The 19,874-nt window shown below is 63.0% G+C and carries 18 protein-coding genes; 12 read left to right on the top strand and 6 right to left on the bottom strand.

Features of this window, described 5'->3' with window-relative positions:
• Positions 1-42 precede the first annotated feature (42 nt).
• Positions 43-1,119, bottom strand: a complete 1,077-nt coding sequence (locus B9Y97_RS06630) for a class I SAM-dependent methyltransferase (protein ID WP_085526003.1) — start codon at positions 1,117-1,119, stop codon at positions 43-45.
• 105 nt (positions 1,120-1,224) lie between these two features.
• Here B9Y97_RS06630 and B9Y97_RS06625 point away from each other — a divergent pair, with 105 nt between their 5' ends.
• Together B9Y97_RS06625 and B9Y97_RS06620 are read left to right on the top strand one after the other, a co-directional pair.
• Positions 1,225-2,253 carry a GlxA family transcriptional regulator gene (locus B9Y97_RS06625; protein ID WP_085526002.1) on the top strand — a complete coding sequence of 343 codons (1,029 nt, stop codon included), beginning with the start codon at positions 1,225-1,227 and terminating at the stop codon, positions 2,251-2,253.
• 461 nt (positions 2,254-2,714) lie between these two features.
• Complete coding sequence (locus B9Y97_RS06620; protein ID WP_217809441.1) at positions 2,715-3,257, top strand: DUF302 domain-containing protein; 543 nt, start codon at positions 2,715-2,717, stop codon at positions 3,255-3,257.
• A 22-nt stretch (positions 3,258-3,279) separates the two neighbouring features.
• On the opposite strand, the gene B9Y97_RS06615 is transcribed toward B9Y97_RS06620, so the two are convergent.
• Complete coding sequence (locus tag B9Y97_RS06615; RefSeq protein WP_085526000.1) at positions 3,280-3,732, bottom strand: hypothetical protein; 453 nt, start codon at positions 3,730-3,732, stop codon at positions 3,280-3,282.
• A 22-nt stretch (positions 3,733-3,754) separates the two neighbouring features.
• The gene (locus B9Y97_RS06610) at positions 3,755-4,045 is read right to left on the bottom strand and encodes a hypothetical protein (protein ID WP_254900867.1); all 291 of its coding nucleotides are present in this window, start codon (positions 4,043-4,045) and stop codon (positions 3,755-3,757) included.
• Positions 4,046-4,220: 175 nt separating this feature from the next.
• Between B9Y97_RS06610 and B9Y97_RS06605 the strand changes: the two genes are divergently transcribed.
• The 8 genes from B9Y97_RS06605 to B9Y97_RS06570 all read left to right on the top strand — a co-directional run bounded on the left by B9Y97_RS06605 (position 4,221) and on the right by B9Y97_RS06570 (position 10,732).
• A complete protein-coding gene (locus B9Y97_RS06605) occupies positions 4,221-4,970 on the top strand; it encodes a cytochrome c biogenesis CcdA family protein (RefSeq protein ID WP_085525998.1) in 750 nt (249 codons plus the stop codon).
• Positions 4,971-5,083: 113 nt separating this feature from the next.
• Positions 5,084-5,575 carry a SoxW family protein gene (locus B9Y97_RS06600; protein WP_254900968.1) on the top strand — a complete coding sequence of 164 codons (492 nt, stop codon included), beginning with the start codon at positions 5,084-5,086 and terminating at the stop codon, positions 5,573-5,575.
• Positions 5,576-5,768: 193 nt separating this feature from the next.
• Complete coding sequence (gene soxX / locus B9Y97_RS06595; RefSeq protein ID WP_085525996.1) at positions 5,769-6,248, top strand: sulfur oxidation c-type cytochrome SoxX; 480 nt, start codon at positions 5,769-5,771, stop codon at positions 6,246-6,248.
• Between the two features lie 34 nt (positions 6,249-6,282).
• Positions 6,283-6,699 carry a thiosulfate oxidation carrier protein SoxY gene (gene soxY / locus B9Y97_RS06590; RefSeq protein ID WP_085528141.1) on the top strand — a complete coding sequence of 139 codons (417 nt, stop codon included), beginning with the start codon at positions 6,283-6,285 and terminating at the stop codon, positions 6,697-6,699.
• Positions 6,700-6,759: 60 nt separating this feature from the next.
• The gene (gene soxZ, locus B9Y97_RS06585; protein WP_085525995.1) at positions 6,760-7,086 is read left to right on the top strand and encodes a thiosulfate oxidation carrier complex protein SoxZ; all 327 of its coding nucleotides are present in this window, start codon (positions 6,760-6,762) and stop codon (positions 7,084-7,086) included.
• Positions 7,087-7,128: 42 nt separating this feature from the next.
• Positions 7,129-7,992, top strand: a complete 864-nt coding sequence (gene soxA, locus B9Y97_RS06580) for a sulfur oxidation c-type cytochrome SoxA (RefSeq protein WP_085525994.1) — start codon at positions 7,129-7,131, stop codon at positions 7,990-7,992.
• An 87-nt stretch (positions 7,993-8,079) separates the two neighbouring features.
• Complete coding sequence (soxB, locus tag B9Y97_RS06575; RefSeq protein ID WP_085525993.1) at positions 8,080-9,771, top strand: thiosulfohydrolase SoxB; 1,692 nt, start codon at positions 8,080-8,082, stop codon at positions 9,769-9,771.
• Between the two features lie 214 nt (positions 9,772-9,985).
• The gene (locus tag B9Y97_RS06570; protein ID WP_176224317.1) at positions 9,986-10,732 is read left to right on the top strand and encodes an endonuclease/exonuclease/phosphatase family protein; all 747 of its coding nucleotides are present in this window, start codon (positions 9,986-9,988) and stop codon (positions 10,730-10,732) included.
• An 82-nt stretch (positions 10,733-10,814) separates the two neighbouring features.
• Here B9Y97_RS06570 and B9Y97_RS06565 read toward each other — a convergent pair whose 3' ends face one another.
• The 3 genes from B9Y97_RS06565 to B9Y97_RS06555 form a co-directional block, all read right to left on the bottom strand.
• Positions 10,815-11,981 carry a nucleotide sugar dehydrogenase gene (locus tag B9Y97_RS06565; RefSeq protein WP_085525991.1) on the bottom strand — a complete coding sequence of 389 codons (1,167 nt, stop codon included), beginning with the start codon at positions 11,979-11,981 and terminating at the stop codon, positions 10,815-10,817.
• A gap of 124 nt (positions 11,982-12,105) precedes the next feature.
• The gene (locus B9Y97_RS06560) at positions 12,106-14,001 is read right to left on the bottom strand and encodes an amylosucrase (RefSeq protein ID WP_085525990.1); all 1,896 of its coding nucleotides are present in this window, start codon (positions 13,999-14,001) and stop codon (positions 12,106-12,108) included.
• Between the two features lie 89 nt (positions 14,002-14,090).
• Positions 14,091-14,858 carry an SDR family NAD(P)-dependent oxidoreductase gene (locus B9Y97_RS06555; protein ID WP_085525989.1) on the bottom strand — a complete coding sequence of 256 codons (768 nt, stop codon included), beginning with the start codon at positions 14,856-14,858 and terminating at the stop codon, positions 14,091-14,093.
• Positions 14,859-15,212: 354 nt separating this feature from the next.
• Between B9Y97_RS06555 and B9Y97_RS06550 the strand changes: the two genes are divergently transcribed.
• Together B9Y97_RS06550 and glgB are read left to right on the top strand one after the other, a co-directional pair.
• Positions 15,213-17,615, top strand: a complete 2,403-nt coding sequence (locus tag B9Y97_RS06550) for a glycogen/starch/alpha-glucan phosphorylase (protein WP_085525988.1) — start codon at positions 15,213-15,215, stop codon at positions 17,613-17,615.
• A 17-nt stretch (positions 17,616-17,632) separates the two neighbouring features.
• A complete protein-coding gene (gene glgB / locus B9Y97_RS06545) occupies positions 17,633-19,831 on the top strand; it encodes a 1,4-alpha-glucan branching protein GlgB (RefSeq protein WP_085525987.1) in 2,199 nt (732 codons plus the stop codon).
• Positions 19,832-19,874 lie beyond the last annotated feature (43 nt).

Raw genomic sequence — 19,874 nt, 5'->3', positions numbered from 1 at the left:
CATATTGTTACCCGTTCAGTTTTGGGAAGGTCGCGATGCGGTTCAGGCGCGCGCGACGAACCAGACATTCATCGGATCATGCGGCAGCACATGGCGGCCGACCGTCTGGAACCCGGCGTTGCGCAGCATCCGTTCCGCGGTTTCCCAGCCCCACATCGTGCCGAGGCCCGCGCCCCCCTGGCCGATGGATACCGGCGTGCAATGGGTGAGCGAGACCGCGTAGAGCAGCGCGGCCATCGGGAAGTCGAGGTTGTTTTCCAGCTTCGCTGAACCACCGATGTCCTGAACCAGATAGACGCCGCCCGGCTTCAGCGACGCGCGCAGGCCGCGGATCAGCCCTTCGGGGTCTTTCTGGTCGTGGATCGCATCGAACGACGTGATGAAATCGAAGCGTCCGGGCTCGGCGTAGCCGGTCAGGTCGCGCGCCTCGAAGGTGACGTTCCCGACGCCGGCCCGCCGGGCCGCCGCGCGGGCCCAGTCGATGGCGTCGGCGCAGAGGTCGTAGCCGGTGAAACGGCTCTTCTGGAAGCGCTTTGCCATCTCGATCAGCGCGCGGCCCCGGCCGCAGCCCGCATCCATCACCTCGATCCCCTGTTCGAGCCGCGCTTCAATCCCCGTGGCCAAGGGCAGGATGTGATCGAACAAGGCGGCGGCGACGGTCTGGGTGCTGTCTTCGGCCATGATCTGGTGGAAGCAGGGATAATCGCCGTAGCCGGTGCCTTCACCGGTTTCGAGACAGGCGGTCGTTCGATCCTGCAAGGTGCCCATCAGCGCAACGTGCTGCGCGTAGACGGCAAGGTTGCCTTGAGCCCCGCCCCGCGTAAGGCAGGCGGCGTGGGCGTCGGGCAGGGTGTAGTGCCCGGTTGCGGGGTCGTAGCGCATGATCCCGCCGGTCACCATCACCGCCAGCCACTCGCGAACGTAGCGTTCCGACAGCTCGGCGGCCTCGGCGATCTTCTCGCTCGTCGCGGGCGGAAGCGCGGCCATGATGTCGAAAAGCCCGGTGCGATGGCCGATCGACAGCATGACGGCGATGGCACCCTTGTCGACGATGTCGGCGACGCTCTCGGCGAAGCGCTCGGCGGATTGCGTGGAAGTGTCCTGAAGGTCTGCGGTCATTTTCTCGGTTCCCTAGTGCGTTGACCGGGACGCGATACGCCGCGACTGAACCCTCGCATAAGGGCGGGACTGGACAAGACCGGGGCGATTCCGCCATTTTGGGCCATGCCGAGCGAAAAATCAGACGGTTTGAGGATCGCCCTTCTGGCGTTGCCGGAAAGCACGCCGGCCTCGATCTATGGCCTCTACGAGGTCTTCCTTTCTGCTGGCCGGACTTGGGAGCAACTGACGGGCGAGCGCTTGGAAGTGCCGATTCTTTCGCCGCGCATCGTTACCGCCGACGGTCGCCCGGTCGCGTCGCCTTACGGCTTGTCGATCTGGCCGCACGCGGCGATGGGCGAGGCCGACGTGGTGATCGTGACGGATCTCCTGCTCGACCACGACCGGCCTTTTGAAGGCCTCTGGCCGGCGCAGATCGAGTGGTTGCGCGCGCAATACGCGGCCGGCGGCATCATCTGCTCTGTCTGCACCGGCACCGCGTTGCTTGCGGAAGCGGGGCTTCTGGACGGGCTTGAGGCGACCACGCACTGGTCGATCGCCGAGACGATCCGCCGCCGATATCCCGCGGTCCGCCTCGCGGCGCAGAAGATCCTTGTGCCCGCAGGCCCCGAGCACCGCATCATCACCGGCGGGGGCGCGACGGCGTGGGAGGAACTGGCGCTCTATCTCGTCGCCCGGTTTTGCGGCCCGCCCGAGGCAGTGCGCATCGCGAAGATCTTCCTGTTCGGGGATCATTCCGAGGGCCAGTTGCCGTTTGCCGGGGCGCAGCGCCCGCGCACCCATGACGACGCGGTGATCGCCGAAATGCAGGTCTGGATCGCCGACAATTATCACCGTGCCAACCCGGTGGCCGCGATGATCGAACGCTCGGGACTGACCGAGCGCACCTTTATGCGCCGTTTTCGGGCGGCGACCGGCTTTGCAGCGATGGAATACGTCCAGATGATGCGGGTCGAGGAGGCAAAGCACCTGCTCGAAACCACCGACATGCCTGTGGAGCAGGTCGCGATCGAGGTGGGCTACGAAGACCCGAACTTCTTCCGCCGCCTGTTCAAGCGGCGGGTGGGGGTGACCCCGGCGCGCTATCGACAGAGGTTCTCGAAGGTGAGGCTGCTGGCCGGTCAGATCGGTTGATGACGGCGTTTTGGCAGGGCCCGCACAGGCCTGATCGCAGCCGTTCCCGACAGGCGTTGCGTTGGCAAGACCGAAAGCGCATGTGGTCTCGGCAGGTCGCGGGGTTCGCTCAATGGAGCCGCACCGGCGTGGCGAGATCCTGAATTTCGCGTGCTGCCCTGATGGCTAATCCGGCAAGACGCGGACCCCTCGTGCACCTTCTTGCGCGCGCCGGATGGCCTTGACGATCCCCGCTCTTCCGAATCGGCTGGTGCGGGTGCTTCGGTTGAGGGCGCGCGCGGCCGAAAGCCCCGGACGGGCCTTCTTGCCCCGGTGTGCACGCCTTTTTTTCAAGTTTTGCAAAGGGACTGATCGCGCCCGCGCAACTATCGTGCTTGACTTGCGCCTCCAGTGTTCCGGATATGGTTTGAACGAAGTGAAACAGGGAGGATCGTCGCATGAAGGCAATTCGTGCCATTTTGATGGTTATTGGTCTGGTTGCGATTGTCGCGACGGGCTGGGTGTTCTGGACGTTTCGCGGATTCGATCCGCAGGCACCCGGGGTTTATTGGAACATGGCGATGCGGTTGGCGGAAACCGGCAACTCCGCGGAGGCGACCGTCTGGAAGCGCAAGGTGGCGGACGGGCTGAGCTTCGAGGAGGTCGACGAATCGATCAAGTCGGTCGCGTTGGAGCAGAATATCCGCGATGTGGGCTCGCTTCCGCTTGGCGAACAGGTTTCGCTGATGCAGGAGAGCGAGTGGCGCAAGCTCAAGATCTATCTCTACTGCAACCCGATGACGGCCGCGAAGATGGTCGAAGTGTCCGAAGCCTATTCGGCCTACCTGCCGTGCCGGGTCTCGCTGGTCGAGGATGCGAATGGCGATCTGTGGATCTACTCGCTCGACATGGACATGATGATCCACGGTGGCAAACCGCTTCCGCCCGAGTTGCTCGAAGAGGCGCTGGAGGTGAAGGAAACGATCCTTGCGATCCTCGATCAGGCAGCCGAGGGGAGCTTCTGAGCTCCCCTCTTGCTTGCCTTGATCAATAGTCGGCAAGCGCCTCGTCGATGATGCTGTCGAGCATGGCGCTTACCTGCTCCATCGCGCCCGCCGGATAATTCCGGCGGCCGACGGTGATTTCGCCCGCGCTGCCGGGCTGCTCCATCACGAAGATGGTGTAGGGGCAGAATTGCAGGTTCATCGGATCGGCTTCCATCACCGCGCGGCTGACCTCGGCGGAGCAGAAGTTGAACACCTTGGCACCGGTGAACAGCGTTTCGGTGCCGCCGACGTCTTCCTTGGTGCGTTCGAGCATGTCGCCGACATTGTTCAACGCGTCGATGACGAGGCCCGCGTTGGTGATCGCGGTTTCGACGTCGAACATCACGTCGTCATAGGAACCCGACACGGTGCGGGTGACGGGATCATGCCCATCAGCTTGGGCAGGCACCGCAGCGGCGAGCGCAACGGCGGTGGCGATGGCAAGAAATTTCATGGGTATTCTCCTCCAGGTTTTTTCAGTTGTCGTCGGGGTCGTCGGGGGCTCTTGCGATCAGTTCATCAAGCAGGAACCAAAAAAAATCGCCGCCAGGGTGGCCTTCGATCCGGCCGACTTCGGTGCCGTCGGAGAGCAGCACGAAGGTCGGGGTGATGTGGGCCCGGCGGGTGATGGAAATGTCGTCGGGAAGCGCGTCGCGCAAGTCAAAACGGGTCAGCGGTGCAAGCATGCCCTGCTCGGTGTTGGGATAGGCAACGCCGATCTCGCGGTTCCACCGGGTGCAATAAATGCAGCCGGCCTGCTCGAACATGAGGAGCCGGAGTTCGCCCGCGGCAGCAGGGCCCGCGACGGTTGAAAGACCGAAGATCAAGGCCCCGGCAAGTGTCTGAAATGCTGCGTTTGCGAAAGGATATTTCATTGACGTCCCATTTTTCGAACATAAAGAATGCTATGTTATGATATGTTGCGCGACAAGGATGTAAAAAATGGGATTTGATCCGACACTGGGCGGCGCGGCGCTTGCTGGCCTGCTCTCTTTCCTGTCGCCGTGTATTCTGCCGATCGTGCCCTTCTATCTGTGCTACATGGCCGGGCTTTCGATGCAGGAACTGCGCGGCGACGAGGGCGGCCCGCAGATTGCGCCGGGCGCACAGCGCCGGCTGATCTTCTCGGCGATGGCCTTCGCGCTCGGGGTAACCTCGATATTCGTGCTGCTCGGCCTCGGGGCGACGGCGCTGGGGTCGGCCTTCATCCAGTGGCGCGATCAGCTCGCATGGGCGGCGGCGGCGGTGCTTTTTGTCTTCGGGCTGCACTTTCTCGGGATCTACCGGCTCAAGTTTCTCTACCGCGAGGCCCGGCTCGAAGCGAAATCGGACCCGACGACCATGGTGGGCGCCTACGTCATGGGCCTTGCCTTCGGATTCGGCTGGACACCCTGCGTCGGCCCCGCGCTCGCGGCGATCCTGATGGTGGCCAGCGGCACCGGTGATCTGTTCCGGGGCGGAACGCTGCTTCTGGTCTACGGCCTTGCGATGACGCTGCCCTTCGTGCTCGCCGCCGCCGCGGCGCGTCCGTTCCTGGGCTGGGTCGGGCGGAACCGGCGCTTCATGGTCTATGCCGAGAAGGCGATGGGGGTGATGATGATCGTCTTCGCCATCCTGATCGCCACGAATTCCGTGAACTACATCGCGGAATGGATGATCAACAATTTCAGCTGGGAAAAGACGCTGATCTGAAGCGTCGCGAAAGGGAGGACAACATGATTGGATTTGCCGTGAAACAAGGGGTTCGTGCGCTCGCCGCCGCGGCGGTTCTGGCCTTCGCGGGCCCGGCCGTGGCCGAGGTTGCGATGGGTGACGATGGCTTGCACAAGCCCGATTGGCTCAAGGAGACCTTTCTCGATCTGCGCGAGGATCTTGCCGACGCCAATGCCGAAGGCAAGCGGATGCTGATCATCGTCGAGCAGCGCGGCTGCATCTATTGCACGAGGATGCACGAGAAGGTCTTTCCCGACCCCGATATCGACGCGATCATCCGGGAGAGCTTTTTCGTCGTGCAGATCAACCTCTACGGCGATCTCGAAGTCACCGATTTCGACGGCACCGTGCTCACCGAGAAAGACACGGCCCGCCGCTGGAACACGGTGTTCACGCCGACGATGATTTTCCTTCCCGAAGAGGTCCCGGAAGGTGTCATGGCGATCCAGGCGGCGTCTGCGGTCATGCCGGGGGCTTTCGAGCGCGGTACCACGCTCGCGATGTTCACCTGGGTGCGCGACAAGGAATACGAGAACATCGAGTTCCAACGCTACTTTGCGGAAAACTTCTATTCGCCAGAGTGACTTAAGGGAAACCTGAGGTGGCGCTCCGGGTGCCGCGCAAAACTTTCATGCACAAAATCAAATCTTTTTGTTGTTTGATTGCGAGGGGGATTGCTAAAGTCCCGACTCAGGCAGTGCCCGACAATGAGGCATTTCGCCACAGAACGAGCGGCACAGCGCCGCAGACCAAATAACGAGCTTAGGGAGGGCTCTTATGAGAACACTGTTTGCGCTTTGCGTAGCAGCAACGACTGCGTTTCCCGCGATCCTCAATGCTGAAACCGCACCCACCGCCGTGAGCTTCACGGAGTACGGCGAGGTGCTTGAATCCCTCACCGGCGTTCCCGGCAACCCGGAAGAGGGCTACAAGGCGGCAGTCAGTCGCGGAACCGGCAACTGCGTTGCCTGCCACACCGCCGAAGGCTGGAGCAAGGAACAGTTCCCGGGCGATGTCGGCCCGGATCTGACCGGCGTGGCAACCCGCCATGAAGCGGCCCAGCTTCGGGGGATCCTGGTGAACGCCAAGCACACCTTCCCCGAAACCGTGATGCCGGCTTTCTACAACGTGTCCGATCTTTATCGGTTGGGCGATGGATATACCGGCAAGGCAGCCAAATCACTCGATGTCACCGTGATGACAGCACAGCAAATCGAAGACATCCTCGCCCTGCTCCTGACCTTCACCGAAGAATGAGCGCCAGGGCCAACACAAGGGAGATATGCAAGACATGACCTATACGAGAAGAGAAACCCTGGTGATCGGTGCCGGCGGGATTGCCCTGCTTGCGGTGACCCCGGCGATGGCGTCCGCGGTTGAGGAAGCCGTTGCGGCCTTCACCGGCGGCGCTGCCGTTACCGATGGTGGCGTGGAAATCACCGCGCCCGAGATCGCCGAGAACGGCAACGTGGTTCCGATCGAGGTATCGGCCCCCGGTGCCGAGGAGATCATGGTGCTGGCAACCGGCAACCCCTCGCCGCCGGTCTGCTCGGTGAGCTTCGGCCCCGGCTCTGCGTCTCAACGGCTCTCCACCCGCATTCGCCTTGCCCGCACGCAAGACGTGCTGGCGATGGCGCGCATGTCGGATGGCAGCTTTGTTCAGGCAACACGCGCCGTGAAAGTGACCATCGGCGGCTGCGGCGGCTGATTCCGGTCCGCGGCACAAGCGCCGCGGCACAAGGACCAACAAGTTTCAGGAGACACCCAAATGGCAGATGTCAAACCCCGCGTTAAGATCCCGTCCTCGGCCAGTGCCGGCGAGGCGTTCACGGTCAAGACGCTGATCAGCCACCCGATGGAATCGGGCCTGCGCAAGGATGCCGACGGCAACGCGATTCCGCGCCGGATCATCAATCGATTCACCTGTGAATTCAACGGTGCCAACGTTCTCGACATGGAGTTGCACGGGGCGGTTTCGGCCAACCCCTATATCGAGTTCGAAGCCCAGATCGATGCAGCGGGTGAATTCACCTTCACCTGGTACGACGACGACGGCTCGGTCTACACAACAACGAACGCGATTGATCTGGCCTGATCGCCGGAAACAAAAAAACAAGAACGTCAGGGAGGAGACGCGATGACTTTTCGCGCAAAGAAGGTGGCGGTTCTGGCCGTGGCCACGAGTTTCGCCTTCGGGAACACGGCGGTTGCCGAGCCCGATCTCGATGCTGTGCTGGTGATCAACGACGAGTTGGAAATGGTGACGATGGTTGACCCGCCGGCGCATCTCGAAGGTGCGCTCGACAAGGTCATTTCGGGCTGGCACTTTCGCGATGCGGCAACCCGCAAGCTGGAGACGGACGACTTCGAGAACCCGGCCTTCATTCACGTGGAACAGGGCCTTACCGCCTGGGAAACCGTCGAGGGCAGCGAGGGAGAATCCTGCGCCTCGTGCCACGGGTCGATCGAGGAAAGCATGAAGGGCCTGCGCGCCGTGCTTCCCAAGGTCACCGCCGACGGTGAGCTGTGGTCGATGGAGAACTACATCAACGACTGCCGCGAGAACCGGATGGGTGCCGAGCCCTGGGGTTGGAACACCGGTCCGATGCGTGACATGACCGCAGCGATCGCGCTGCAATCACGCGGCATGCCGGTGAATGTGGCGATCGACGGTCCGGCGCAGCCCTACTGGGAACAGGGCAAGGAGCTTTACTACAAGCGCCATGGCCTGCTCGACCTGTCCTGCGCAAGCTGCCACGAGGAGAACAACGGCAACTACATCCGGGCCGATCACCTCAGCCAGGGCCAGATCAACGGTTTCCCGGTCTACCGTCTCAAGCAGAGCAACATGATCTCGCTGCACAACCGCTTCTTCGGCTGTGTCCGCGATACCCGTGCGGAAAGCTACGAGCGGGGCGGCCCGGAATTCCGCGCGCTCGAACTCTACGTTGCCTCGCGCGGCAACGGGCTTTCGGTCGAAGCGCCTTCGGTGCGGAACTGAGCCAAACAGGTGCGGCGGGCCTTTCGAGGTGCCGCCGCACCTGAAACTTGATTCACAAACAATCCAGTATTTCGGGGAGGGGAAGGCATGATCTCGCGGAGAGACTTCCTTCAGGCCACGGTTGCCGCGTCGGCGATCGTGGGCGGCAGCGGCGTTGGTGCCTGGGCGCAGATCGGGGCCCGCCAGCAGCTCACGCAAGATCAGTTGCTCGATTTCGATACCTTCGGAAACGTCACGCTGATTCACATCACCGACATTCACGGCCAGCTCAAGCCGGTCTGGTTCCGTGAACCCGAGATCAATCTCGGCGTCGGCGAGGTCAAGGGCCTGCCGCCCCACGTCACCGGGCAGGATTTCCTCAAGCTCTACAACATCGAGTCGGGCACGCCCGAGGCCTATGCGCTCACCAACACCGATTTCGATGCCCTCGCCCGCGCCTACGGCAAGATGGGCGGGCTTGATCGGGTGGCGACGGTGGTGAAATCCATTCGCGCCGCGCGGCCCGATGCGCTCCTGCTCGACGGCGGCGATACCTGGCACGGCTCCTACACCGTGCTCAAGACCGGTGCGCAGGACATGGTCGACGCGATGAACCAACTCGGCGTCGAGGCGATGACCTCGCACTGGGAGTTCACCCTCGGGATCGACCGCGTCACCGAGATCGTCGACAGCCTGCCCTTCCCCTTCCTCGGTGCCAATATCTTCGATGCCGAATGGGATGAACCGGCCTACGAGCCTTACAAGATGTTCGAGCGCGGCGGGGTGCAGGTGGCGGTGATCGGCCAGGCCTTCCCCTACATGCCGATCGCCAATCCCGGCTGGATGTTCCCGAGTCTGAGTTTCGGGATCCGCGAGGAGCGGGTTGCCGAGATGGTCGCCGAGGTGCGCGCCAAAGGGGCTGATCTCGTGGTGCTGCTCTCGCACAACGGGTTTGACGTCGACCGCAAGCTTGCCGGTCGCGTGCCAGGGATCGACGTGATCCTGACCGGCCACACCCACGATGCGCTGCCCGAGCCGGTGATGGTGGGGCAGACCCTGGTGATCGCGTCGGGCTCCAACGGCAAGTTCATCACCCGGCTCGATCTCGACGTGCGCGAGGGCCAACTCATGGGCTTCCGTCACAAGCTGATCCCGATCTTCTCCGACGTGATCGAACCCGACGCCGAGATGGCGGCGGTGATCGACGGCCACCGCGCGCCCTACGAGGCGGAAATGTCGGAGGTGATCGGCCAGACCGGCTCGACGCTCTACCGGCGCGGCAATTTCAACGGCACCTGGGACGATCTGATCTGCAATGCCCTGATCGACGAGCGCGAGGCCGATATCGCACTTTCGCCCGGTTTCCGCTGGGGGCCGAGCCTGATCGCCGATACCCCGATCACCCGCGAGGATATCTATTCCGCCACCTCGATGAGCTACCCCGAAGCCTATCGCAGCGAGATGACGGGCGAAACGCTCAAGACCATTCTCGAAGACGTGGCCGACAACCTGTTCAACCCCGATCCCTATTACCAGCAGGGCGGCGACATGGTGCGCGTGGGTGGCATGGGCTACCGGATCGACGTCTCGAAGCCGCAAGGCGAGCGGTTGTCGAACATGACCCTGCTCAAGACCGGCGAGGCAATCGACCCGGGCAAGACCTACGTCGTCGCCGGCTGGGCCAGCGTGAACGAGGGCACCGAGGGGCCGCCGATCTGGGAGGTGGTCGAAAACTGGGTGCGCCGTCAGGGCACGGTGACCATCGACCCGAACCAATCGGTCGAGGTGGTCGGGGCGTAAGGCTTCGGCATGTCACACGGGGGGGGGCGTTGGCATGACGCCTCCCTGCTCGGGTTGCCGAAAGGGCCCGCGCGTGGCGGGCCGCTGCGGCGTTCGCCTGGCGCGTTGCTGCGGAATGCCCAGGCCTTCCGGTTGGTGACTCGGTGAGATATGGCCGGTGACAACCCGCAGGGCAGGGGGTTGTCGCCACGCTCTGCGGGAAATGGTATCGTGCATGGTTGAAAAGGTGAGGGCGGCCATCTTGCAGCGTGTGAATGTATTCCTGTTCTGGGGCCTTGGCCTGATCCTGTCGGTCATCGCCGCAACGCTGTCGGCGCAGGATACCGGTCAACGCGAAATCATCCACTACCAGAAGAATATCCGGGTGAATCACAGCAGGCCTGCGGAACTGGTGCGAGAGATCGTGAGCTTTCGCCCCGACACGATTTCGCTGCAGGAAATCGCGGAGGCGGACAAACCGGTTCTCGATCTGCTCAAGGACGATTATCCCTCGCAGCATTATTGCTATGTGAAGCACCTCAGCGGGATAGCGGCCGTATCGCGATGGCCGATGGTTGAGGGCACGCAAACCTGCTTCGGAGGCTGGGGCATCGCCGGGTTTCAGGTCGATATGCCGGAAGGCCGCGTTTGGGTCTTGTCGGCCCATATCGAGGTTTTTCTAGAAGGTTTCCGCCGCGAGATCCTGCAAGCGCTGGTGCCGCAGCTTGAGGCCTTGGAGGAGCCGGTGATCATCGGCGGAGATTTCAACTCCGAACCCTATTTCACCTCGACGCACCGGCTTGCCGATGCGGCGGGTGTGGAAAGGATCGGCCGACCGGTAACAACGTTCAACCTGTTCGATCGCATCGGCATCGCGATAGATCACATCATGGCCACCGGCGGCGAAGGGATCATCATGCAGCGGCCAAAACTGAACTCGGATCACTACGGTGTCGTGAGCCGGTTCACGATGGATTTCTGACGGCCGGAAACCGCGCCGGATCATCGTCGAAAGGATCAGGCGGCATACCGGCGTGGGAAGCAGGCGCCGTCTGGTGCGGCGCTCAATCGCCGCCGAAAATGTCGCGGGTGAAGATCTTGGCAGCGACATCCTGCATCTCTTCCGTCACCCGGTTGGCCAAAATCACCTCGGCCTCGGCCTTGAACGCCTCAAGGTCGCGGATCACGCGCGAGTTGTAGAAGAGGTCCTCCTCAAGCACCGGCTCGTAGACGATCACCTCGATGCCCTTGGCCTTGATCCGTTTCATGATCCCCTGGATCGCGCTTTGGCGGTAATTGTCCGATCCGGCCTTCATTACCAGCCGGTAGACCCCCACCACTTTCGGCTGCATTCCAACGATCTGCGTGGAGAGAAAATCCTTGCGCGTCCGGTTGGCATCGACAATGGCGCGGATCAGGTTTTGCGGCACCTCGGCATAGTTGGCGAGGAGCTGCTTGGTGTCTTTCGGCAGGCAATATCCGCCGTATCCGAAGGAGGGGTTGTTGTAATGCCCGCCGATGCGCGGATCGAGCGAAATGCCCTCGATGATCTGGCGCGTGTCCATGCCGCCGGCCATGGCGTAGCTGTCGAGCTCGTTGAAGAAGGCCACCCGCATCGCGAGGTAGGTATTGGCAAAAAGCTTGACCGCCTCGGCCTCGTCGGGATCGGTGAACATCGTCGGCACGTTGTCGGCGATCGCCGCTTCGCGCAGGAGGTTGGAGAAGGTCTCGGCCCGCGCACTCCGCTCGCCGACGACGATCCGGCTTGGATGAAGGTTGTCATACAGCGCGCGGCCCTCGCGCAGGAATTCGGGCGAAAAGATGATCCGGTCGCTGCCCAGTTCCTCGCGTATCCGGCGCACGTAGCCCACCGGGATGGTGGACTTGATCACCACCACCGCTTCAGGGTCTGCGGCCAGAACCGCGCGCGTGACCTTGTCGACCGAGGATGTGTCGAAGTAATTCTCCACCGGGTCATAGTCGGTCGGCGTGGCGACGATCACGAAGGTGGCCCCGGCGACCGCCTCGTCGAGATCGGTTGTCGCGGTCAGGTTGAGTGGCCGGGTCGCGAGGTAATCCTCAAGCTCGGCGTCCTCGATCGGGCTCTGGCGCGTGTTCACCATCGCCACCCGTTCGGGCGAGATATCCACCGCCACGACATTGTTGTCTTGCGCCAGCAGAACGGCATTGGACAGGCCCACGTAACCGAGGCCGATAACGGCGATTTTCACGGGCGACCTCCCGGGAAACGAAGGCGGGAGGGATTATCTGCACAAAAAACCATTGGAACTGCTCATGTTGTTTCCGGCCCTCATAAGGGGCGATTGCGGCATCATCAAGAAAAACGACACCCCCTCAACCAACCCAGACCCGCGCGTAAGGCGGCAGCGGCACGCCGCCCTCCGGCCCCATCACCGGCGCGTTCGACAGGTGATCGTGCATCTGCGTGGCACCCAGCGCGGTGAACCACGACACCGGCAGGCCCGACCAGTGCTCGGTGAAGTTGAACACGCAGATGATCGGCCCGGTCGGTGCCTGGCGCACGAAAGCATAGAGCCCATCCTGCCCGGTATCGACGATCTCGGTTGGCACCGCGCCATGAAAGCCGGTCACCGCAGCGCGGCGTGCAAGGATATGGCGGATCCCGTCGAAAACCCGTCCCTCCGGCGTGCCGCCGCCATCGGGCAGCCGCGCCGCACGCGTCCAGTCCATCATCGGTCGGTGAATCCAGCGGCTGTCATGGGCGTGTTCGGGGACCTCGACGTAGGAGTGATCGTTCAGCAGCGCCAGCTCGTCGCCCATGTAGACCAACGGGATGCCGCCGTGGCTCGCGATCAGGGCATGGCCCATCAGGATCCGATCAATCGCCCGGTCGATCCCTTCCGCATCGCCGGTTTCCAGCGCGGCTTCCAGCCCGGCAAGCGAGGCGGTCGAGCCGGAAATGCGCTTGTCGCCGGTTTCCTCGTTGACCTGGAACAGTGCCCCGCGCGAGAACGAGCCGGGGAAGCTCCCCTCGTAGAAATCCGAGAGAAACGCCCGGTGGCCAAAGCCGGAAACGCCCACCGCCTTGGCGTCTTCGTCGGTGACCGCCCAGCCGATATCGTCGTGGCAGCGAATATAGGTGGCATAGGTCGCGTTGGTGACCGAGGTCGGGAAATGGGTGCGCATCACGTGGGTCATCAGCCGCGTGTCGCGCGCCGCCAGCGCCGACCAGAACTGCACCATCAGCGAGTTGTGGTAGGCGAGGTTGCCTTCCTTGCCGTCGTGCTCGCCGCGCCCGAGATAGGGCAGCATCTCGGCGGGGCCCACGATCGCTTCCTCAAGGTGAATCACTCCCGGTGCCGCGATCCGGCTCGCCGCCCTGAGCGCATGCAGCAGAATATGCACCTCGGGCTCCGACTGGCAGCGCGTTCCCATCCGCTTCCACAGGAAGGCGGGCGCATCGAAGCGCAGCACATCCACCCCCTTGTTGGCGAGAAACAGCATTGCCTTGGTCATCTCGATGAAAACCCGCGGATTGGACCAGTTGAGATCCCACTGGTGCTCGTTGAACGTGGTCCAGACCCAGCGGTTGATCTCGTCGTAGCGGGTGAAATTGCCCGGTGCATTGGCGGGGAAAATCTCGATCAGCGTGGATTCGTAGGCCTTGGGCAGCGTGTCGTCGACGAACATCAGGTAGAAATCGCGGAAGGCTTCGTCGCCCTCCCATGCCTTGCGGGCCCATTCGTGTTCCTTCGCCGTGTGGTTCAGCACGAGGTCGATGCAAACCGAGATGCCGCGTTCGTGGCAGGCCCGGGTGACCGTCTCGAACTCGTCCATCGTGCCCAGCGCGGGATTGATCTCGGTATAATCCATCACCGAATAGCCACCGTCGCTGTCGCCCGGGCGGGGTTTCAGGCAGGGCATGAAGTGGACATAGGTGATCCCGAGGTCTTGAAGGTAGTCGAGCTTCTCGACGACGCCCGCGAGGTTGCCGGCGAAACGGTCGATGTAGAAGACATAGCCGTTCATCCCCGGACGCTGAAACCAGTCGGGTTCCAGATCGCGGCTCATGTCGCGCCACTTCAGGTCTTCGGGCCGCGCTTCCCAGGCTGCTTCCAGCGCTTCGGTCAGTTCCTCGACAACGCCGGGATAGTCGGGCCGGTGGCCATAGAGGCGTTCGAGCATACCGAACAGGTCGTCGCGAGAGCGTTCCAGCCGCATGTGGAACAGGCGATCGTTGAATGCGCCCAGGTTTGATGCGTCGACCATGTCTCGATCCATTTTTCCGACCATGATGCCAATGCCATCCGCGGGGTTACAACAGGATTTGGCGGGTCGCGGCAAGGGCCGCGATCATGTCACCCCGTAACCACCACGCCGCCATCCACCGGCAAGCACTGCCCGGTGATTGCGCCCGAGGCTTCGGAGGCAAGAAACAGCGTGGGTGCAACCATGTCTTCCGGCACGATCGGGCGCGGCAGACACTGGCGGGCGAGGAAGGCCTCGTATTTCGCCGGTGTGACCCAGAGATCAATCTGCTTTTGGGTCATGGTCCAGCCCGGTGCCAAGGCATTCGCCCGGATGCCCGAGGCCCCGAACTCGCGGGCCTGCGCCCGCGTCAGCCCGACGATGGCAGCGTTTGCGGCGGCATAGGACGGGTATTCCCCGATGCCCATCATGTAGGCCACCGACGCGAAATTCACGATCCGCCCGCCGCCGGCCCGCTGCATGCCGGGGATCACCGCCTGGGCTGCAAAGAAATAGGGCTTCAGGTTGATCGCCTGGTTCTCGTCCCAGAAGTCTTCGGTCACCGCGAGGGTCTCGTGGCGCACATCGTTGGCGGCATTGTTGATCAGGACGGTCGGATCGCCATGCGCCTCGGCTGCCCGGCCGATGGCCGCGCGAAGCGCGTCGATCCGGGTGATGTCGCATGCGATGAACAGAGGTCGCGCGCCGTGCCGGGTTTCCATCTCGTCGCAGAAACCGGTTGCATCGGACCGCTGCACGAAGGCGACGTTCGCTCCCTGCTCCAGAAACCCTTCCGTCAGGGCGGCACCGATTCCCGATCCGCCGCCGGTTATGAAGACAGACACGCCTTCGAGATCGGGAAAGATCGCTCGTCGCATTGCATCGCTCCTTGGCTTGCGGGATCAAGGCGAGCCTATGTCCGGCACGCGGCTTTGTGAAGCGGCGTGGCACTGAGGTTCGGGACAATTCGCCCTTCCTGCCCCCTGCCGAAAGGCGTAACGATGCGGTTGAAAAAACCGCAGTCGCTGTTTGCCGCGAAATCGGCCCGTACTTTGCGCAAAAACTCTGGAATTGCCCGGTTTTCGGGCAAGCCTTTGCAGTACGCAACACGTCGCCGGATCTAGCGGTGGACGAATGGCAACAGCGAGCACAGTACCCGGTGTGACGGTCTGGAAGTTTCCGGCCGATAGCGCTATCAGCATGCCCAAAGGGGCGAGCGAGGACAACGAGCCGTGAAAGACAAGAATACAACCACCCTGACGCGGGAAAGCTTCCGCGATGATATCCTGCATCACCTGAAATACACGGTGGGCAAGGACAGGTATCATGCCTCGACCTACGATTGGCGCCTCGCGCTGTCCTACGCCCTGCGCGATCGGATCGTCGAGCCATGGTTCACCTCGACCAAGGCAACATGGGACGATGGCCACAAGCGCGTTTATTACCTTTCGATGGAATACCTGATCGGGCGCATCCTCGAAGACGCCGCGATCAATCTCGGGCTCAAGGGCCTTGCCGCTGCCGCGCTGATGGATCTTGGCCAGGATTTCGACGTGATCGCGCTCGATGAGCCCGATGCCGCGCTGGGCAATGGCGGGCTGGGGCGGCTCGCCGCGTGCTACATGGAGAGCATGGCGACGCTCGGCTGCCCCGGCTATGGCTACGGCGTGCGCTACGAGCACGGGTTGTTCCGCCAGCGTTTCGAGATGGGCCAGCAGGCCGAAACCCCGGAAGACTGGCTCAACCAGCGCCACCCGTGGGAATTCGAGCGGCCGGAATCGAATTACACCGTGCGCTTCAAGGGCCATGTCGAGGAACGCCATGGCAAGACCGTCTGGGTGCCCGGCGAAACCGTGATCGCCACCGCCTACGATACCCCGGTGATCGGCTGGGAAGGGCGCTGGGCCAATACCCTGCGGCTCTGGGGGGCCAAGCCCACCACGCTGTTCGATCTGGAGCGCTTCAATCGGGGCGACTACACCGCCGCCGCCGAACCCGAGACGCTTGCGCGCACGATCACCCGCGTGCTCTACCCCGACGACACCACCTATGCCGGCAAGGAACTCAGGCTGAAGCAGGAGTATTTCCTGACCTCGGCCTCGATCAAGGATATCCTGCGGCGCTACCTTGAAGCGCACGACGACATCACCGAGCTCGACAAGCACGTCGCGATCCAGATGAACGACACCCACCCGGCGCTGGCGGGCCCGGAACTGATCCGCCTGCTCGTCGATCGTCATGACCTGCCCTTCGACCATGCTCTCGAAATCTCGCAGAACGTGCTGGGCTATACCAACCACACGCTGTTGCCGGAGGCGCTTGAGCGCTGGTCGACATGGCTGATGGGCAGCGTGTTGCCGCGCCACATGCAGATCATCGAGAAGATCGACGCGGCCCACCTCAAGGCCAACCCGGCCCGGCCTTCGAGCATCGGGATCGTGCGCAACCACGAGGTGCACATGGGCGAGCTTGCCTTCGTGATGGCCAGAAAGGTCAACGGCGTCTCGGCGCTGCACACCGAGCTTGTGAAGTCGCAACTCTTTCCCGCGCTCGACAGGCTGCACCCCGGCCGGGTGATCAACGTCACCAACGGGGTGACCCCGAGGCGCTGGCTGAAGCTTGCCAACCCCGGCCTTGCCGACCTCATCACCGAAACCATCGGCGAGGGCTGGGAGGCCGATCTCGACCGGCTGGAAGAGCTTGTGCCGCATATAGAAGACAGCGGATTCCGCGATGCCTTCATGGCGGTGAAGCGCGCCAACAAGGTCGAGGCGGCGCATTGGATGAAGGTGAAATGCGGCATCGACGTTGATCCCGACGCGATGTTCGACGTGCAGGTGAAACGCATCCACGAATACAAGCGCCAGCTCATGAACGTGTTCGAGACGATCGCGCAATGGCACGAGATCAAGAAAAACCCGGAGGGCGATTTCGTGCCCCGGGTGAAGATTTTCGGCGGCAAGTCGGCGCCCGGCTACGCGGTGGCGAAGGAGATCATCCACCTGATCAACGACGTCGGCGAAGTCATCAACAACGACCCCGACATGCGCGGACGGCTCAAGGTGATCTATCCGCCGAACTACAGCGTTACGATGGCCGAGCGGCTGATCCCGGCCGCCGATCTTTCCGAGCAGATTTCCACCGCCGGCAAGGAAGCCTCCGGCACCGGCAACATGAAGCTCAGCCTCAACGGTGCGCTCACCATCGGCACGCTCGACGGTGCCAACGTGGAGATTCGCGAGCAGGTGGGCGCGGAGAACTTCTTCCTGTTCGGCATGACCGCCGAGGAGGTGATCGAGCGGCGCAAGAACGTCAACCATGCCCGCGAAGCGATCGAAGCGAGCCAGACGCTCAAGGATGTGCTCCAGCTCGTCGCCGAGGGAAGGTTCTCGCCGGAACAGCGCGACCGCTACCATGGCCTTGTTCACCGCGCCTGGAACAGCGATTATTTTCTCGTCACCTCCGATTTCGCGGATTACCAGCGCGCACAGGCCGAGGTTGACGCGGCCTTCCTCGACCGTGACAGATGGGCGCATATGGCCGCGATCAATACAGCGCGGATGGGCTTTTTCTCGTCTGATCGCGCGATCCGTGGTTACATGGAGAATATCTGGGGCGCGCGTTCGGCGCTCTAAACGAGGGGAGCGCAGCGATGGCGAAGAAGTCCGATCCACAACCCGCCTTCAGGGTGACGAAGGACGAGGCCCAAGCCATTGCCGAGGGTCGCCACGGCGATCCGTTTTCGGTGCTCGGGCCGCATGATGGAAAACTGGCTGTCTGGGCACCCGGTGCGGCAACGCTTGCGCTGAAACAGGGCCGGGGCAAGCCCGTTGCCCTTGTGCAGCACCCCGAATGCCCCGGGTTGTTCGAGGGGACGGTAGACCCCGGCAAGCCCTATACGCTCGAAGCCGAAGACATCCATGGCACCGGCTGGAGCTTTGCCGATCCCTACCGCTTTGGCCCGGTGCTGGGCGAACTGGACGAATACCTGCTCGGCGAGGGTGGCCACCGGCGGCTGTGGGAGGCGCTGGGCGCGCACCCGATGACGATCGACAAGGTGGACGGCACGCATTTCGCGGTCTGGGCCCCCAATGCCGAACGCGTGAGCGTGGTTGGCGATTTCAACGCCTGGAACGGCACCGCCCACCCGATGCGCAAGCGCGGGGCGACCGGGGTATGGGAAATCTTTGTTCCGGGCATCGGGGAAGGCACGACCTACAAATACGAGATCCGCGCGCTTGGGGGCGCGATCCTGCCGCTCAAGGCCGATCCGGTCGGCTTCGGCTCGGAGCACCCGCCAGCCACCGGCTCGGTGGTGCGCCATCCCGGGCTTGGCCGCGCGTGGGACGACAGCGGCTGGATGAACGAGCGCGCCGCACGCAACAGCGTCGATGCGCCGATCTCGATCTACGAGGTGCATCTTGGATCGTGGCGCCGGGTCGACAATGGCGCGCGCCCGCTGTCGTATCATGAACTCGCGACCGAGCTGGTCGATTACGTCAAGTGGATGGGCTTCACCCATATCGAGCTGATGCCGATCAGCGAACACCCGTTCGACGGCTCGTGGGGGTACCAGCCGATCGGCATGTTCGCTCCGACGATCCGGCACGGCACGCCGCAGGAGTTTGCCGCCTTCGTCGAGGCTGCGCACAATGCCGGGCTGGGCGTGCTGATCGACTGGGTGCCCGGCCATTTCCCGACCGACGAGCACGGGCTGGGCCGTTTCGACGGCACCGCGCTCTACGAGCACGGCGACCCGAAGGAAGGTTTCCACAGCGACTGGAGCACGCTGATCTACAACTACGGCCGCACCGAAGTGGCCAATTATCTCGAAGCCAACGCGCTCTACTGGCTGGAAGAATACCACCTCGACGGGCTGCGTGTGGATGCCGTCGCCTCGATGCTCTACCGCGACTACAGCCGCAAGGACGGCGAGTGGATCCCGAACAAGGATGGCGGGCGCGAGAATTACGAGGCGATCGACCTGCTGCGCAAGACCAACACGCTGGCTTACGGCGAACACCCCGGCATCATGACCGTGGCGGAGGAAAGCACCGCGTTTGGCGGCGTGTCGCGCCCCGTCGAATACGGCGGGCTCGGCTTCGGCTTCAAGTGGAACATGGGCTGGATGAACGACAGCCTCGAGTACATCTCGAAGGAGCCGCTCTTTCGCAAGTTCCACCACGGCGAGCTGACCTTCTCGATGGTCTACGCCTGGAGCGAGAATTTCATCCTGCCGATCAGCCACGACGAGGTTGTGCACGGCAAGGGCTCGATGATCGCCAAGATGCCGGGCACCGCCTGGGAGCAATTCGCCAACCTGCGCGCCTTCTACGGCTACATGTGGACCCATCCGGGCAAGAAGCTCTTGTTCATGGGGCAGGAATTCGCCCAAGGGCGGGAGTGGAACTATGCCCAGAGCCTCGACTGGAACCAGACCGATCTTCCCGAGCATCGCGGCATGCAGCTTCTGGTCCGCGATCTCAACGCGATGTATCGCGACAACCCGGCGCTGCATGTCAACGATACCCGCCCCGAAGGCTTCGCCTGGCTGGAGGCGAATGACGCCGACAATTCGGTGCTGGTCTTTGCCCGCAAGGGGCGCGAAGGCGATCCGATGATCGTGGTCGCGGCAAACCTCACGCCGCTGGAACGTCCGGTCTACCGCATCGGCTTTCCCGCTGCCGGGCGCTGGGACGAGATCCTCAACACCGACGCCGGGCTCTACGGCGGCGGCAACCGGGGCAACCTGGGTGGAATCGAAACCGAACCGGTCGCATGGCACAACCAGCCGCAGTCGGCCTATGTCGTTCTGCCGCCACTCTCGGTGGTTGTTTTCAGGCAGACGTGAGTGGAGACTGACCGGCAAGGGGAGCCGGTGAACAGGAGGAGGT

Source organism: Maritimibacter sp. HL-12, from assembly GCF_900177545.1.
Classification (GTDB): domain Bacteria; phylum Pseudomonadota; class Alphaproteobacteria; order Rhodobacterales; family Rhodobacteraceae; genus Sinisalibacter.
This window is presented reverse-complemented; position numbering and strand designations above follow the sequence as displayed.